Below are 14,178 nucleotides of genomic sequence, written 5' to 3' on the forward strand. Positions count from 1 at the left end.
CATCCTTCGCGTCCTCTCCTATGCACTGCCACCGGAATCGATGTCCGCGAGCACGCGGCTGGTGTCGTTCAGCACGGTCGCGCTGATCGTGGAGGCGGTGCCCAACTCATCGATCACATCGACCTCGATCAACTGATAAAGCGCGGTCCCCATCACCACAGTCATCCGGTAAAGGCCCTGCTCGTGCACCGCGAGCTCGTTGAACGGCACCTTTCCCGGTCCCTTGGTGTCCAGCATCACCTCGGTGGTGTTCAGGATGGGCAGAAGGCGCTGCTCCAGCATGCCGATTACGTGCCGCACCTGATCCGCCCGCGTGCAAAGGGCCTCCAGCGCGGCGATGCCGGTCCTGATCTTCTCCACCGCCACATCGACCTTGGCCGCGTATTCCGTCGCGTCGGTCAGCGACTTGGCCGCGGCAATTGCGGAGCGGATACCGATCACCGCCAGCACCGGCCCGGCGACCAGTCCGGAGACCGCCATCATGCCGCCGGCGATGCCGGCGCCACCGGCAGAAACGGCCCCGCCGCCCAGCCATGCCCAGGCAGCATTGGTGGCCACGGCCCCGCTGAGGGAGGTGATCGCCGTTCCGGTGGACGCCGTGCCGAAGGCCATGGCGAACCCAAAGGCGCCGACCCCCGCCAAGGCGCCGGTGCCGAGCGCGGTTGCACCCGTGCCGAGGAGATCCATCGCGGTGAGCGACGCCCGCTTCATCTCCTCCACCGTTTCCGGCGTTATGGAGACGCCTCGCACCGCGGCCTCCTTCATCTGGTCCTTGCCGACATGGACGCGGTCAGCCACTGCGACCACCCGCTTCAGCGTCCTGGCGCTGACATCGAGCCGTGTCCGGCCCAGCGCAGCCAGATGATCGTTCACCCGGCCACGCGTCGCCTCCAGGCGCTCGGACGCCTCCTGAATGGCGAGGTCGGCCGCCTCGCCGATGCTCTTGGCCTTCGAAGAATCGAACATGGCCTTGGCGGCTCCGCCGATCCCGACGATGCCCGCGGCGATGGCGGGACCGATAAGCAGCAGGGGAAGCGGCATGTCACCCCTCCCCCATCATCATGGTGCCCGCCTCATGCACCAGCGCCACCTGCCGCAGCACCCAGTCACGCTGGCCCAGCGTCTCCGCTTTCGAGAATCCGAAGGCAGCGCCGATGCGGGCAAGCACGGCCTCCTCCTCCGGCGCCATCTCGGCGTCGGCCAACCCCAGCCCGTTCAGTTCCAGCATGGCGGCCACCCGCGCGCGCCGGCTGTCGAAGGCCGACACCGCCGCCGCCTCGTCCATAACGGGAACCGGCTCATCCGGCGACAGGCCCATCTCGGCGCGCATAAGGGCGACCATCGCCTCCTCCTGCGGGGCCAAGCGTCGGTCGGCATGGATCACCGCATCGGCAAGCACAAGGAAAGCTCGCTTTTGATCGTCGTTGAAGGACCCCAGAAACACCACTCGCCTCCAGTGCTTATCGTCAATGGACCTATGTCGCTGCAGGGCGCCAACGGATGCGCACGCCTTTGCATGCACAGGATCATTCCGATGAGCAATTTAGGCGAATCTAATGGCAAACTCAAAACTATAAATTGCATACAGACGTGTTCCAGCGTTCCACGTTATGGAAAGTCCTGTGACCATTACCCATATTCGCAGCCCAAGCGAAGGGCTTGAGCGCTGCCGCCACGATTCGAACACAAACGAGAACAACTCTGCCTGGGTTGCACTGCAACAGAATCAAACGATTGAACACCGAAAGAAGAATATTCCGAGCTGGCTGAGGAGCTGTACGGATGGGACGGTTTCATGCGACATTGATCGTGGTTCCACTTGCGATCACATTCGTCGGTCCGGTGCGCGCCGATGATGTTTACGAACGTGAGCAATCCTGGGACTCGCTTCAATCACGTGAAGCGGTGGACCAACTGGATCGCGGCTACCTGCATGTGGATGGCGGATGGGGCGATCTCGAGGTCGGTCGCACCGACGGGGTGCGACAGCGGCTGGTGCCCACCGGCGCGTCGACTCTGACGCCGTCGTTGGGGGACGGCAGTGCCAAGCTCGCCTACTACGCCCCGATGGCGCACGGCCTGCGGCTCGGCGTCAGCTATGCGCCACTGCCACGCGGCGAAGCGGCGGAGCCCGATCCGCTGAACACCCGCCATATGGTCGAAGCGGCTGTCGGCAAGTTGCTGGACATCGGCGGCGCCCGCGCGCGGTTCAGCGCCGGGGTCAGCCGGGCCGAGGTGCGATCGGGCTCGTGGCGTGTGCCGAAGCGCTCCTGGATCGTCGGCGCGCAGGTCGCATGGGACGAGTTGCGCATCGCAGCCGACCTGCGTGAACGGCTGACGGCTGCCGGCGACACCATCCGGAGCTGGAGCAGCGGTGTCGCCCTGTTGGCGGACGCATGGAAGCTGAAGGTGCAGCTGAACCGTTCCTGGACCGGCGAGGACCCGGCGGTGGACCGCCTGCGCGCCGACGCCTCCTACAGCGTCAGCCAACACTGGCAGATCCGCGCCGATGCCGGCCGCACCGACGATGGCTGTCGCGCGGACACCATCGTCCGGCTGGCGACGCGCATCGCCTTCTGACCGCAGGGGCCGCCGTCACCGCGGTGCCGGCATGACGATGCGGGCAACCGTGCCGCCGTCGGAATCGAACTCGAGACGGCCGTCGAGCTGTGCCACCAGCGAACGGATGATCCGAAGCCCGAGGCTCTGCCCGTTGTCCATCGCGAAATCCGGGGGAAGCCCCCGACCGTCGTCGCGGACGGTGAGGCGCAGCGCCGCCTCTTCATGTCGCAGTGCCACCCGGATCCGACCGACACCGCTTCCAACGAACCCGTGTTCCAGCGCATTGCTGATCAGCTCGGTGACGATCAACGCGATGGGCACCGCGTGGTCGGTGTGCAGCGGCGCATCGTCCGCTTCCACCTCGCAGCTCACCCCCTTGGCGCCCGAGGCATCGATCACGTCGCGGCAGAGGTCGTCGAGGAAGCGGCCGAAGCGGACCGGCGCGCCAAGCGGGTCGTGCAGACTCCGGTGGATGCGGCCGAGCAGTGCCAGCCGGTCGGATGCCTCGGCCAACGCGCGTCGCGCGTCGGGATCGGTCAGCCGCATGCCCTGGAGGTGGAGCAGGGAACCGGTGAGCTGAAGGTTGTTGGACACTCGGTGCTGAAGCTCGGTGAACAGCAGCGACTGCTGTTCGGCAAGCGCGGCGCTGCGGGCACGCTCCTTGTCAAGGCGGTCAAGAGCTCCGTGCATCAGCTCGATCAAAGCAAGATCGACCGTCACGATCAGAACGTAGAACCCCAACGCCAGCACGCTCCGTCCATCCAGGCCGAAGGAATCGAAGGGCGGAATGAAAAAATACCAGGCCAGCAGGCCGCAAGCCGCCGCCGCCGCAACCCCCGGCATCAAGCCGCCGACGAAAGCGCTGAGGATCACCGCCGGGAAGAAAGTCAGATACGGATATCCGGGGGGCAGAACGTGATCGACCGCCATTCTTGCCCAGAAGGCGAGCAGGACCGAGCCGCATGCGAAGGCAAATCCTTTCAGCGGCCGCCGGCGCCACGCCCCCAACCGCCGAATCCGTCGTTCCATGCGCGCGTGCGGGTCCCTGCCTTGGTTATGGTGATCCATTTGGCGGTATCGTGGCAGCGACCGCAACAGTTTCTAAGGACCAATGAGCGTCGTGGATTTGGGGCCGCCTGCGACAGGCGTGGTCAGGAGTCGGCCCACCGCCTAAGAAGATTGTGATAGATGCTCGTGAACGGCACAACCGAAGGGTGGTCCGGTGCCGATCCGGAAAGCTGCTGGATGGCGACGTCGAGATCGAACAGCAGAGTGCGCTGACCCTCGTCGCGGATCATGCTCTGCAACCAGAAGAAGGAGCAGAGCCGCGCACCGCGCGTCACCGGCGTCACCCGGTGCAGGCTGGAAGACGGGTAGAGGATCAGGTCTCCAGCCGGCAGCTTCACGGAATGAACTCCATAGGTGTCGTCCACCATCAACTCGCCGCCGTCATACTCGTCGGGATCCGTGAAGAACAGCGTGCAGGAAAGGTCGGTGCGCAGCGTCGCCCCGGTGCCTGGAACCCGCCGGATGGCATTGTCCACATGGTTCCGGAATTGGCCTCCGCCGCGGTAGAGATTGAACATGGGCGGCAGGATCTTCAGCGGCAGCGCTGCCGCGATGAACATCGGATTGCGCTCCAACGCGGCCAGGATGGTGTCGCCCATCCGCCGGGCGATCGGATGATCGACCGGGAGTTGCAGATTGTCCTTCATCCCGATTGCCCCGTGTCCCGCGGTGACGCGGCCATCCACCCATTCCGCCCCTTCCAGCGAACGCCGGCATTCCGCCACCTGCTCGGGTGTCAGGACCTCGGGAATGTGCAGCATCATAGCGCGTGTCCTCGTGATTGTGGGGCGGCGGCCGGGTTGACAGCGGCTCTTTGGGACCAGCCGGAGGCGGGGTTGGCACCGGCCACCCTGAAATGCCCCATGCCGGATGGGCCTTTCTCGCGCGTGTTCTATTCATGTCCTTCCGGAAGCGCAAGGACGATTGCAACTCATTCGCATCTCTGTGGGCACGGAAAGGACCACGGGGAGTCGCCCTGCCAATCCGCAATGGCGCGGCGACCAGCATCCCACCGACAGGGTAAGCGCGGTTGGCGCGTTCGATCCCATACGGTCGCTTTCGGAACAGCAATGGCTACATAGAGTTAGTCCGATTCCGGCTGGCTCATCCTATAAACCTCGTAAGTATTCGTTGCTTGGCATCGATTGGCGACTGAAACTGGTCGCTCTGGTCAACCGATGATGGTGGGACGTTGACGCAGTTTGTCGGCGAGTGAACGATGATACTGCCGAGTTATTGCCCACGTTCCCCTCAAAATTTCTCCCGGAGACGGCCGTCGCACGGGGCCGTACAGGAGGGCACAGCGATGCACGAGATCCAGTCCCCACCTGCCCTTCACGGCTCGACCCTTCGCGCCGTCGGACCTGTGGCCGCTGGGATGGCGGCGATGCTCCTGCTGGCGGTGCCGGGTGACGGCTTCGCCCTCACCCATGACGAGCGGCCGGTGTCGGCGGGCACGCTGGAATCCTGGCTCGGTCAGGCCACCGAGCCGCGACCGAGCGGTGAAAGCGGCGAACCCACGCCGGCCGCCAAGCCACGGCCCGAATGGCGGCTCGCCCCATTTGTCGCCGCCGGGGCCATCGGAGGGCTGGCCGGCACGCCTCTGCCCCTGTTCATCCAGGTCGCTGCCCCCCTGCCGCAGCCGGATGCCGTGAAGGAGCCGGAGACCCATGTCCTCATCTCCCGCATGCCACCGGGAGCGAGCCTGTCCAAAGGAACGGACCAAGCCGACGGCGCATGGCTCATCCCGCTCAACGCTCTGTCGGACCTAACCATCACCGTGCCGCCGGGCTTCGCAGGAAACGTCACCCTCACCGTTACCGCTGTGAGCGACCACGGCGGCGGTGTCGTGGCACGGCAGTCGAAAGAACTCGCGGTGCCAATTTTCGCCCCGCTTCCCGATCCCATCCCGATCCAGTTTGCCACGGCAGAACCGATCCCGGAGGTCGGGGACGAGACGGCAGCCCCGCTGGCCGCCGCCATGACGGCCTCACTGCCCGTTCCCCCACCGGACACAGCCCAAGCCGAAACCGTCGCGGAGCAACCGACACCGCCACAGCCGCCGCAGCCGCAGCCGATGGTCGCCTTGGCCCCTCTGCCCGTGCCGACACCAATCCCTCCCGCAGCGCTTCCACAGCCGCCCGTGCTCAAGGTCGCGGTGCCCCGCCCGGCATCACCGCCACCGGTTCCGGAAAGCACGCTGATGGCGCGCGGCGACGCGCTGTTCGCACAGGGCGATCTGGCCGCGGCACGCCTCTTCTATGAGATGGCCGCCGCCAACGGCAGCGATGCCGCGGCGGTCGCGCTCGGCCGGACCCACGACCCGGTGATCCTGGCGCGGATGCGCGTGCGGGGCCTGATCCCCGACGCCGACAAGGCCGCCGAATGGTACGGGCGTGCCGCCGCCAACGGTAATGCGGAAGCCGCCACCCGTTTGAAGGAACTGGCCGCCTGGAGCGCCGCCCGTCCACGGACGCGCTGACGCGCGCGGCCGATCTTCCCCGACGAGGTAACCCAGCATGACGAAGACCAGCCTGTTGTCCACCGTCCTCGCCCTGTTCCTGGCCGCCTTCGCGACGGTCGCCGCTGCCCAGGATTTCCGGGGCACAGCGGCCAATGTGGGGACGGTCGGCGTGGTGTCCGGCGGCGTCGATGGCACCTACGCCCGGATCGCCGCCGACCTCGCCTCGGTTCTGGACGAGGAGGGTAGGCTCCGCGTCGTTCCGGTGCTCGGCAAGGGGTCGGTGCAGAACGTCAAGGACATCCTCTACCTGAAGGGGATCGACATCGGGATCGTGCAGTCCGACGTGCTCGCCTATCTCAAGCGCGAACGGCTGGTCCCGAACATCGCCGGCCGTCTGAAATACATCACCAAGCTCTACAACGAGGAGTTCCACATCCTGGCCGGGCCCGGCGTGGCGCGGCTGGAGGATTTGGCCGGGCGCAAGGTCAATGTGGACGGCACCGGGAGCGGCACCGCCATGACCGCGTCGCTGCTGTTCGGCACGCTGGGCATCCGGGTGGAGCCGGTGAACGACGATCAGGCCCTGGCGCTCGACAAGCTGCGTCGCGGCGAGATCACCGCCATGGCCTATGTCGCCGGCAAACCCGCCCGGCTGTTCCGCGACCTGAAGCCGGAGGACGGGCTGCATTTCCTGCCGGTGCCACCAACCCCCGCATTGCTGGAGACCTACCTGCCCTCCCGTCTGACCGACGCCGACTATGGCGGTCTGATCCGGCCGGGGGAGGCGGTCGACACGGTGGCGGTCGGTGCCGTCATGGCCGTTTACGGTTGGGAGCGCGAGAGCGAGCGCTTCCAGCGTGTCGCCCGCTTCGTGGACCGGTTCTTCGACCGCTTCGGCGAGTTCACGCGGGCTCCCCGCCATCCGAAATGGCAGGAGGTCAACCTCGCCGCCGAGATCCCCGGCTGGACGCGCTTCGAGGCCGCCGATGCCTGGCTGCGTCAGACCGCCGCCCCGACCGCCGACACCGGCTCCCCCGACGCTGCCCGCCGCGAGGCCTTCCGCGCGTTCGTGGCGCAACGCGGCATCGCCCTCGACGAGGCCGACCGGCTGTTCGACCAGTTCTCCTTGTGGCAGGCATCGTCCGCACCGCGTTAGGTGCGGCGGATCGACAGCGGACCCGCTATCCCTGCGCTGACGCGGAGCCCAGCGGAAATTCAAGGCGGCAGACGACACCGGATGGAAGCCAATCCATCGCCATCGTCCCATCGTGGCCGTCGACGATGCTTGCAAGGAGGCGGGTGCCGAAACCACTGCGATCGGGCGGGCGCACGGGGGGACCGCCGATTTCCCGCCATTCCAGTGACAGGCCTGGGCCGACACCCGAACCATCGACCCGTCCGGAAAGCGCGATACGCCCCCCCGGGTCCGCGAGGGCCCCGTATTTCGTGGCGTTGGTCGCGAGTTCGTGCAGCGCCACAGCCAGATCCGCGGCCAGTTTGGAAGGTATGCCGGCGTCCGGGATGTCCACGGACAGCCGGTCGCCGTCGCCCAGGAAGGGCGCCAGGGCCGTGTGCACGGCTTGGCGCAAGGCCACGAGGCCGGTCTCACCGGCCAACACCAGCATCTCCTGCGCGGCGGCGAGGGTCGACAGCCGACCCTCGAAAATCTGGAGAAAATCGGAAACCGTGACCGCACCACGCGCCGTCTGACCTGCCAGTGCCTGGACCATCACGAACAGGTTCTTGACGCGATGATGGAGTTCGGACGCGAGAAGCCGTTCGCGGTCTTCAAGCCGTCGCTGCTCGGTGACTTCGCGGGCGATGACACCAACAGCAACAACGGTCCCGTCAGCCGCCTTGAGCGGGTAGAAATCCTCGGTCCAGATGCGTTCCAACGACGGCGCGCGCGGGGTCGTGCCGCGGAGTTCCCGCCCCAGCAGCGGTTCGCCGGTCTCGAAGACTTTCAAGAACAGCGGCTCGGCGACCGGGCGGAGCGCCGGCACGAGGTCCCAGGCGCAACGTCCCAGATGCTGGTCGATCGGCGCGCCGTTCATGTCCGCCAGCGCTTCGTTGATACGCAGGAACCGCATGTCGCGGTCGAACAACCCCAGTCCGATCGGCGCGGTCCGATAGATCGCTTCGATCTCGGCGAGCTCGGCACGGGTCCGCAGCTCGTTCCGGTGCAAGGCCTCCTGCGCCTCCCAACGGGCGGTGATGTCGTGCACCTGGATGAGGCAGAGCGGCTCCGAACCCTGCGTCAGCCGCCGGACAACCACATCATGACGCAGCGGTCGTCCACTGGCCTGTTGCAATGGGAAGATCGATCCGTGGATGGACGCGGTCAGCCGCCCCGGAATGCCATGCGAAAAGCAATCCTCCACAACGGTGCGCAGCCGGTGAGTCGTCATTTTGGGCAGGGCCTCCCATAGTGACCGCCCGAGCAGATCCTGCGGACTGATCGGGGAGACCTGCGCCATCCATTCGTTCCAATGCCGAACGGTGTGCTGGGTGTCGAGCACGACCGCCCCGCTGTCCAGCGAATCCAGGAGACTGAAATCCGCCGCTCCCAAGACCGATCCCACCATTTGTTGCAGGCCCTGCGCAATGCCTGACATGGCAAAGCGACAATAGCAAAGCCTGCAGCCCGCGCAAAGATTCCGCGTGATGAACGACTCTTTTCCCCCGATCTGCAGCTACAGCGGAAGACGTTTCGACTCTCTCCGTGTTGCGACGTTTTTCTGTGTCAATGGCGTTCATGGGATGCGGGCGCACGGTGGATTCCGGCGCCCGCGCGGTCCGGTTCAAAAACTGACGCTGGTGCTGAGCATCACCGTCCGGCCAAGGCCGGGAATCAGGTGGCCTCCACCGCCGTGCGCCTTGTCGATGTACTCCTCGTCGAACAGGTTGTAGGCGTTGAGCTGCAGTCCGAACGTGTCGTTCACCTTGTAGGACACCATCGCATCGACGACGACATAGGAGTCGTTCTTCACGAGGTTGTTGTCGTTGAAGTAGCGTTCGCCGACATACTGCACACCGCCGGCCACGCGCAGATCCCAGGGCAGGTCGTAGCTGGTCCACAGCGAGAAGGAATGGCGGGGTGTGTTCGCCAGCTCGTTGCCCTGGTTGGCGCCGCCGCCCTTGACGATCTCACTGTCCATGTAGGTATAGCCGCCGAACACCTGCCAGGCGTCGGTGATCTTGCCCTGCGCGCCCAGTTCGAAGCCGCGCACCTGCCGCTCACCGTCCAGGATGGTGGTCCCGGTCGGATCGGTGCTGCGCTCGTTGGTCTTGGTGGTCTGGAACAGGGCGGCACTCACCAAAAGACGCTCGCCGAGGAGTTCCCACTTCGTGCCAACCTCGTAGGTAACGTTCTCCTGCGGGTCGGCCAGCGACGTGGTGGCGTTGACCGCCGTCTGCGGCACCTCGCCCGACGGGTTGAAGGAGGTCGATGCCGCCGCGTAGACGCTGCCGAAGGGCAGCGGCTTGTACACGATGCCGGCGTTCCAGCTCAGCATCCGGCTGGTCTTCGTGTATTCCGTGACCGCGCCCCCGACGGCCGTGCTCGTCGCCTCCGCGGCATAGCGGTCCCAGCGCAACCCGCCGGTGATTTCCCACTGCTCGTTCAGCTTGATGGTGTCGAGAAGGTAGAAGGCCAGCGTGTCGCCTTCGGTTTCCGTTTTCGACCCGTTGTAGGCCCAGCCGACCGCAACGCCATAGGGGTTGGGATTGTAGAGGCTGGTCGAAGGCACGGTGCCGACCAGGCTGATGCCCTTGTTCTTGTAGGTTTCGCGGGCAACCTCCATCCCGGCCACCATGGTATGGGCGACCGGCCCGGTGGTGAACCGGAAGGTGGCATCCGTCTGGTTGACCAGCAGCGTGTTCAGCGAGTCGCGGAAATTCTGCCCGCGGTTGACCTGGGTGCCAGGCGGGAAAGCCGTGGTCGTGCCCGTCGGGAAGCGTGGGATGGTAACGATGTTGAAGCGCGTGGACTCACCGTAGCGGAACTGGTTGCGCAGGCTGACCGCGTCGTTGACGTCGTATTCGAAGAGCGCAGTGCCGATGTCGGTGGTCTGCTCCTCGGTGTTGAAGCCCTTGACACCATACCAGCTCGACAGGTCGACCGGCGGAGCCACACCGCTCAACCCGGGGATGCCGTAATCGGGGATGTTGTCATCGGACTGGTGCAGGTAACTCAGCGTCACCCGCAGCGGCGTTCCCAGTCCGAAGGCAATGGAGGGGGCCACACCCCAGCGGCTGTTCTCCACATAATCGCGGCCCGCCACGCCGCTGTCGTGTGCCATGACGTTCAGGCGCAGCGCGGTGCCTGTGATGCCGATTTCGGTCAGCGGCATGTTGACGTCGGCGGTGGCACGCTTCAGGTCGTCGGTGCCGACCGTGACGTCGGCGGTCGCGAAACGCCGCAGCTGCGGCGTCTTGCTGATCTGGTTGATCGAACCGCCGGCCGACCCGCGGCCGGACTGGGTGGACGCCGCACCCTTGGTCACCTCCACCTGCTCGAGGTTGAAGGGATCGCGGTTGTTGCGCACGGCACTGTCGCGCATCCCGTCCAGCAGGATGTCGTTGCTGCCATCAAAGCCACGGATGCGCAGATTCTCACCCTGACCGCCTCCGCCCTCACCGGCGCCGAACGTGATGCCGGGCGTGTTGCGCAGCACATCGCGCAACGTGGTAGCCTTCTGATCCTCGATCACCTGACGCGGAATGATGGTGATGGTCTGCGGCGTGTCCACGATCGGCTGTGTCCGCTTGGGCGAGGCGGACTGATCCACTTTGTAATCCTGGTGCGGCGTCTGGCCCTCCACCGAAATGGCCGGAAGCTGGGTGGGCGACGAGCTGCCGGTTTGCTGCGCGTTCGCCGAGCTGGCCACGGCACCGAGTGCCAAGCCAAGGGTGGAAGCGGTGAGGACATGGCGCGAGACGCGCGCGGACGCGACGATGGGCTTGGCGATGGACACGGTGTGAACCCCTTCTGCCGTGCTTTAGTATGCGAATGACTCTTATTTGCGTATCAATGGTTCCGCAAGCGATTTTGCAACTCATTCTCATTTAGTCACCGCATTCCCCTGCGGACAAGCGCGCGGCACCATAAAATATACAAAATATCTTTGTTATTTTTTAACAACCATCAATTCTTTAATGTTATTTATATTGCATCGTTTAAATCTGAGCTGTCTAATTTCCGGGTGGGTTGGAGGTCCGCATTTCCTGTTGTGTCGGACGCGGCCTCGAAATACGCTCACATACAAACAATTGGCTGCACCACCAGAACAGTCGGGAGGGATCGGGTTCATGCGCGCAGTGACGAAGACGTTGCGGCACGTCGCCATCGGGCTCACAGGCGCGGCCGTCCTTGTGGTCGGCATGGTCGCGCCGGCGGCCGCGGAAGGGCGCATCCGCATCGCTGAGCAGTTCGGTATCGGTTATCTGCCGCTGCATGTGATCCGCTATCAGAAGCTGATCGAGAAGCACGGCAAGGCCCAGGGCGTCGACATCCAGGTGGAATGGGCGCAGCTCTCCGGCGGTGCGGCCATGAACGATGCGTTGCTGTCCGACAGCATCGATGTGGGTGCCGGCGGCGTCGGGCCATTGCTGACGATCTGGGATCGCACCAAGGGCAACGCCAACGTGATGGGCATCGCCACACTCAACGCGATGCCGCTGTTCCTCACCACCACCAACCCGAACGTCAAGACGGTCAAGGACTTCACGGAGAAGGACAAGATCGCCTTGCCGGCGGTGAAGGTGTCGGTGCAGGCGCGCACCCTCCAGATGGCGGCGGAACAGGCGTTCGGGGAGGGCAAGTTCGACGCGCTCGACCGCTTCACCGTTTCCCTGCCGCATCCGGACGGCACGACGGCGCTGCTGTCGGGCTCCTCCATCACCGGGCATTTCAGCGCCCCGCCCTTCCAGTACCAGCAGCTGCAGGATCCCAAGGTGCGCAAGGTGCTCAGCTCCTACGACGTGCTGGGCGGCGCCTCCACCTTCAATTCGGTCTGGTCGAAGAAGGCGTTCCGGGACTCCAACCCGAAGACCTTCGCCGCCTTCGTCGGCGCGCTGCGCGAAGCGATGGACGTGATCAACAAGGATCACAAGCAGGCCGCGACCATCTATCTCGCCACCAACAAGGCCGATATGGACATAGCCACAATCGTGAAGATGCTGGCCGATCCTGACATCCAGTTCACAGTGGCGCCCAAGAACACCAGCAAGTACGCGGAGTTCATGCACAAGGTCGGCGCGCTCAAGAACAAGCCGGCCTCGTGGAAAGACTACTTCTTCGAAGACGTCCACGGAGAGCAGGGGAGCTGAGACCATGGCCCGACCCGCCGGCGCGATGCGGCAGCCGCGAAACTACGATGATCCGTCGGCGGCGCAGGGTACCCTGCGCCCGCTGCTCGACGTGTCTGGGGTTACGCTCCAGTACAAGACGGCACGCCAACTCGTCACCGCCACCTACCGCGTGCAGTTCCAGGTGCACGCGGCCGACCGCTTCATCCTGCTGGGGCCGAGCGGCTGCGGCAAGTCATCGCTGCTGAAGGCGGTCGGCGGCTTCCTGAAGCCTGTCGAAGGGTCCATCAGCCTGAACGGGCGCGACGTGCACGGCCCCGGCCCCGACCGCATGATGGTGTTCCAGGAGTTCGATCAGCTCCTGCCCTGGAAGACCGTGGTCCAGAACGTGGCCTATCCCCTGATCGCCACCCGCAAGGCCGGCAGGAAGGAGGCTCACGAGAAGGCGCTGGACTGCATCGCGCGGGTGAACCTGTCGAAGTTCGCCGACGCCCACCCGCACACGCTGTCCGGCGGCATGAAGCAGCGCGTCGCCATCGCCCGCGCGCTCGCCATGGAGCCGGACATCCTGCTGATGGACGAGCCTTTCGCAGCGCTCGACGCGCTGACCCGGCGCCGCATGCAGGAGGAGCTGTTGCAGCTCTGGGACGACCTGCGCTTTACGCTGCTGTTCGTCACCCATTCCATCGAGGAGGCGCTGATCGTCGGCAGCCGCATCCTCGTCCTGTCGCCGCACCCTGGCCAGGTGAAGGCGGAGCTGAACTGCCACCACTACGACCACCGCGCGGCCGGCGGGGCGGAGTTCCAGGCCATGCACCGGCGCATCCACGACATGCTCTTCGCCGACGCGGTGGAAACCCATGTCTGACGCCGTTCTCCGCCGCGAACCGCCGCTGCGCCCCGAATTCGAGCGCACGGTGGTCGATGCCGGCCCGATCGGCGATGTCGCCCGGCCGCTCTCCGCCTGGGAACGGCTGACCGACCAGACGGCGCTTCGCCGCACCGTGCTGCTGCTGGCCATCGCCCTGCTGTGGGAGGGCTACGCCCGCTGGCTCGACAACCCCCTGGTCTTCCCCACCTTCAGCGACACGATTCTGGCGCTGTGGGACGGCATCCGCAACGACGGCCTGCCGACCATGGCCTGGGTATCGCTCTCCACCCTGCTCCAAGGCTATGTCGTGGCCGTGGTGCTGGCGGTCGTGATGACCTCGGTCGCGGTGTCCACCCGGATCGGCAACGACCTGTTGTCGACACTGACATCCATGTTCAACCCGCTGCCGGCCATCGCGCTGCTGCCGATCGCCATGCTGTGGTTCGGGCTGGGCACCGTCAGCCTGACCTTCGTGCTGGTGCATGCGGTGCTGTGGCCGCTGGCGCTCAACATGCATTCGGGCTTCATGGCGGTGCCGGAAACGCTGCGCATGGCCGGTCGCAATTACGGCTTGTCGGGCCTGCGCTATGTGTTCGGCATCCTGATCCCGGCCGCCTTCCCGGCCATCCTGACCGGGCTGAAGATCGGCTGGGCCTTCGCGTGGCGTACGCTGATCGCCGCGGAGCTGGTGTTCGGCGTATCGTCCGGCAAGGGCGGGCTCGGCTGGTTCATCTTCCAGAACCGCAATGAGCTGTACATCGACAAGGTGTTCGCCGGTCTGGTGGTGGTGATCCTGATCGGGCTGTTCATCGAGAACGTCGTCTTCCGCTGGATCGAGGGCCACACCGTACGCCACTGGGGCATGCTGCGCTAGGCGGCGGGCATGTCCATTCCACCTGCATCC

12 protein-coding genes are annotated in these 14,178 nt (G+C 65.5%); 6 read left to right on the forward strand and 6 right to left on the reverse strand.

Going from position 1 to position 14,178, the window contains the following annotated elements:
• Positions 1-18: 18 nt before the first annotated feature.
• Together HL658_RS07930 and HL658_RS07935 are read right to left on the reverse strand one after the other, a co-directional pair.
• Positions 19-1,041 (reverse strand): hypothetical protein, encoded by a 1,023-nt coding sequence (locus HL658_RS07930; RefSeq protein ID WP_180281410.1) that lies wholly within the window; start codon positions 1,039-1,041, stop codon positions 19-21.
• A 1-nt stretch (position 1,042) separates the two neighbouring features.
• Positions 1,043-1,342, reverse strand: coding sequence for a hypothetical protein (locus HL658_RS07935; protein WP_180281411.1), 300 nt, complete (start codon positions 1,340-1,342; stop codon positions 1,043-1,045).
• A 440-nt stretch (positions 1,343-1,782) separates the two neighbouring features.
• On the opposite strand from HL658_RS07935, the gene HL658_RS07940 reads away from it, so the two are divergent.
• Positions 1,783-2,580 (forward strand): porin, encoded by a 798-nt coding sequence (locus HL658_RS07940; protein ID WP_180281412.1) that lies wholly within the window; start codon positions 1,783-1,785, stop codon positions 2,578-2,580.
• Positions 2,581-2,595: 15 nt separating this feature from the next.
• Here the strand turns inward: HL658_RS07940 and HL658_RS07945 are convergent, their stop codons facing one another.
• Together HL658_RS07945 and HL658_RS07950 are read right to left on the reverse strand one after the other, a co-directional pair.
• Positions 2,596-3,630 carry a sensor histidine kinase gene (locus HL658_RS07945; protein WP_211109681.1) on the reverse strand — a complete coding sequence of 345 codons (1,035 nt, stop codon included), beginning with the start codon at positions 3,628-3,630 and terminating at the stop codon, positions 2,596-2,598.
• Positions 3,631-3,713: 83 nt separating this feature from the next.
• Positions 3,714-4,394, reverse strand: a complete 681-nt coding sequence (locus HL658_RS07950) for a Fe2+-dependent dioxygenase (protein ID WP_180281413.1) — start codon at positions 4,392-4,394, stop codon at positions 3,714-3,716.
• 542 nt (positions 4,395-4,936) lie between these two features.
• Between HL658_RS07950 and HL658_RS07955 the strand changes: the two genes are divergently transcribed.
• Both HL658_RS07955 and HL658_RS07960 read left to right on the forward strand, forming a co-directional pair.
• The gene (locus HL658_RS07955) at positions 4,937-6,112 is read left to right on the forward strand and encodes a hypothetical protein (protein ID WP_180281414.1); all 1,176 of its coding nucleotides are present in this window, start codon (positions 4,937-4,939) and stop codon (positions 6,110-6,112) included.
• 37 nt (positions 6,113-6,149) lie between these two features.
• Positions 6,150-7,250, forward strand: a complete 1,101-nt coding sequence (locus HL658_RS07960; protein WP_180281415.1) for a TAXI family TRAP transporter solute-binding subunit — start codon at positions 6,150-6,152, stop codon at positions 7,248-7,250.
• A gap of 25 nt (positions 7,251-7,275) precedes the next feature.
• Here HL658_RS07960 and HL658_RS07965 read toward each other — a convergent pair whose 3' ends face one another.
• Both HL658_RS07965 and HL658_RS07970 read right to left on the reverse strand, forming a co-directional pair.
• Entirely contained in the window at positions 7,276-8,709 is a 1,434-nt protein-coding gene (locus tag HL658_RS07965) for a sensor histidine kinase (protein ID WP_180281416.1), read from the reverse strand.
• A 186-nt stretch (positions 8,710-8,895) separates the two neighbouring features.
• Positions 8,896-11,070, reverse strand: a complete 2,175-nt coding sequence (locus HL658_RS07970) for a TonB-dependent siderophore receptor (protein ID WP_180281417.1) — start codon at positions 11,068-11,070, stop codon at positions 8,896-8,898.
• Positions 11,071-11,404: 334 nt separating this feature from the next.
• Here HL658_RS07970 and HL658_RS07975 point away from each other — a divergent pair, with 334 nt between their 5' ends.
• From HL658_RS07975 to HL658_RS07985, 3 genes are read left to right on the forward strand one after another with little or no spacing between them, the layout of a single operon-like run.
• Positions 11,405-12,424: an ABC transporter substrate-binding protein gene (locus HL658_RS07975; protein WP_180281418.1), complete on the forward strand. Its 1,020-nt coding sequence runs from the start codon at positions 11,405-11,407 to the stop codon at positions 12,422-12,424.
• A 4-nt stretch (positions 12,425-12,428) separates the two neighbouring features.
• The gene (locus tag HL658_RS07980) at positions 12,429-13,271 is read left to right on the forward strand and encodes an ABC transporter ATP-binding protein (protein WP_180281419.1); all 843 of its coding nucleotides are present in this window, start codon (positions 12,429-12,431) and stop codon (positions 13,269-13,271) included.
• The gene (locus tag HL658_RS07985) at positions 13,264-14,148 is read left to right on the forward strand and encodes an ABC transporter permease (RefSeq protein ID WP_180281420.1); all 885 of its coding nucleotides are present in this window, start codon (positions 13,264-13,266) and stop codon (positions 14,146-14,148) included. Before HL658_RS07980 ends, HL658_RS07985 begins: the two co-directional genes overlap by 8 nt.
• Positions 14,149-14,178: the final 30 nt, after the last annotated feature.

The organism is Azospirillum oleiclasticum, from assembly GCF_013423485.1.
In the GTDB taxonomy this organism is placed as follows: Bacteria; Pseudomonadota; Alphaproteobacteria; order Azospirillales; family Azospirillaceae; genus Azospirillum; species Azospirillum oleiclasticum.

What these genes read in the sequence shown, in the direction of transcription:
- HL658_RS07955 (WP_180281414.1), top strand. Translation starts at nt 4,937, where the DNA reads ATGCACGAGATCCAGTCCCCACCTGCCCTTCACGGCTCGACCCTTCGC.
- HL658_RS07965 (WP_180281416.1), bottom strand. Translation starts at nt 8,709, where the DNA reads ATGTCAGGCATTGCGCAGGGCCTGCAACAAATGGTGGGATCGGTCTTG.
- HL658_RS07935 (WP_180281411.1), bottom strand. Translation starts at nt 1,342, where the DNA reads ATGGTCGCCCTTATGCGCGCCGAGATGGGCCTGTCGCCGGATGAGCCG.
- HL658_RS07960 (WP_180281415.1), top strand. Translation starts at nt 6,150, where the DNA reads ATGACGAAGACCAGCCTGTTGTCCACCGTCCTCGCCCTGTTCCTGGCC.
- HL658_RS07975 (WP_180281418.1), top strand. Translation starts at nt 11,405, where the DNA reads ATGCGCGCAGTGACGAAGACGTTGCGGCACGTCGCCATCGGGCTCACA.
- HL658_RS07945 (WP_211109681.1), bottom strand. Translation starts at nt 3,630, where the DNA reads ATGGATCACCATAACCAAGGCAGGGACCCGCACGCGCGCATGGAACGA.
- HL658_RS07940 (WP_180281412.1), top strand. Translation starts at nt 1,783, where the DNA reads ATGGGACGGTTTCATGCGACATTGATCGTGGTTCCACTTGCGATCACA.
- HL658_RS07985 (WP_180281420.1), top strand. Translation starts at nt 13,264, where the DNA reads ATGTCTGACGCCGTTCTCCGCCGCGAACCGCCGCTGCGCCCCGAATTC.
- HL658_RS07950 (WP_180281413.1), bottom strand. Translation starts at nt 4,394, where the DNA reads ATGATGCTGCACATTCCCGAGGTCCTGACACCCGAGCAGGTGGCGGAA.
- HL658_RS07930 (WP_180281410.1), bottom strand. Translation starts at nt 1,041, where the DNA reads ATGCCGCTTCCCCTGCTGCTTATCGGTCCCGCCATCGCCGCGGGCATC.
- HL658_RS07980 (WP_180281419.1), top strand. Translation starts at nt 12,429, where the DNA reads ATGGCCCGACCCGCCGGCGCGATGCGGCAGCCGCGAAACTACGATGAT.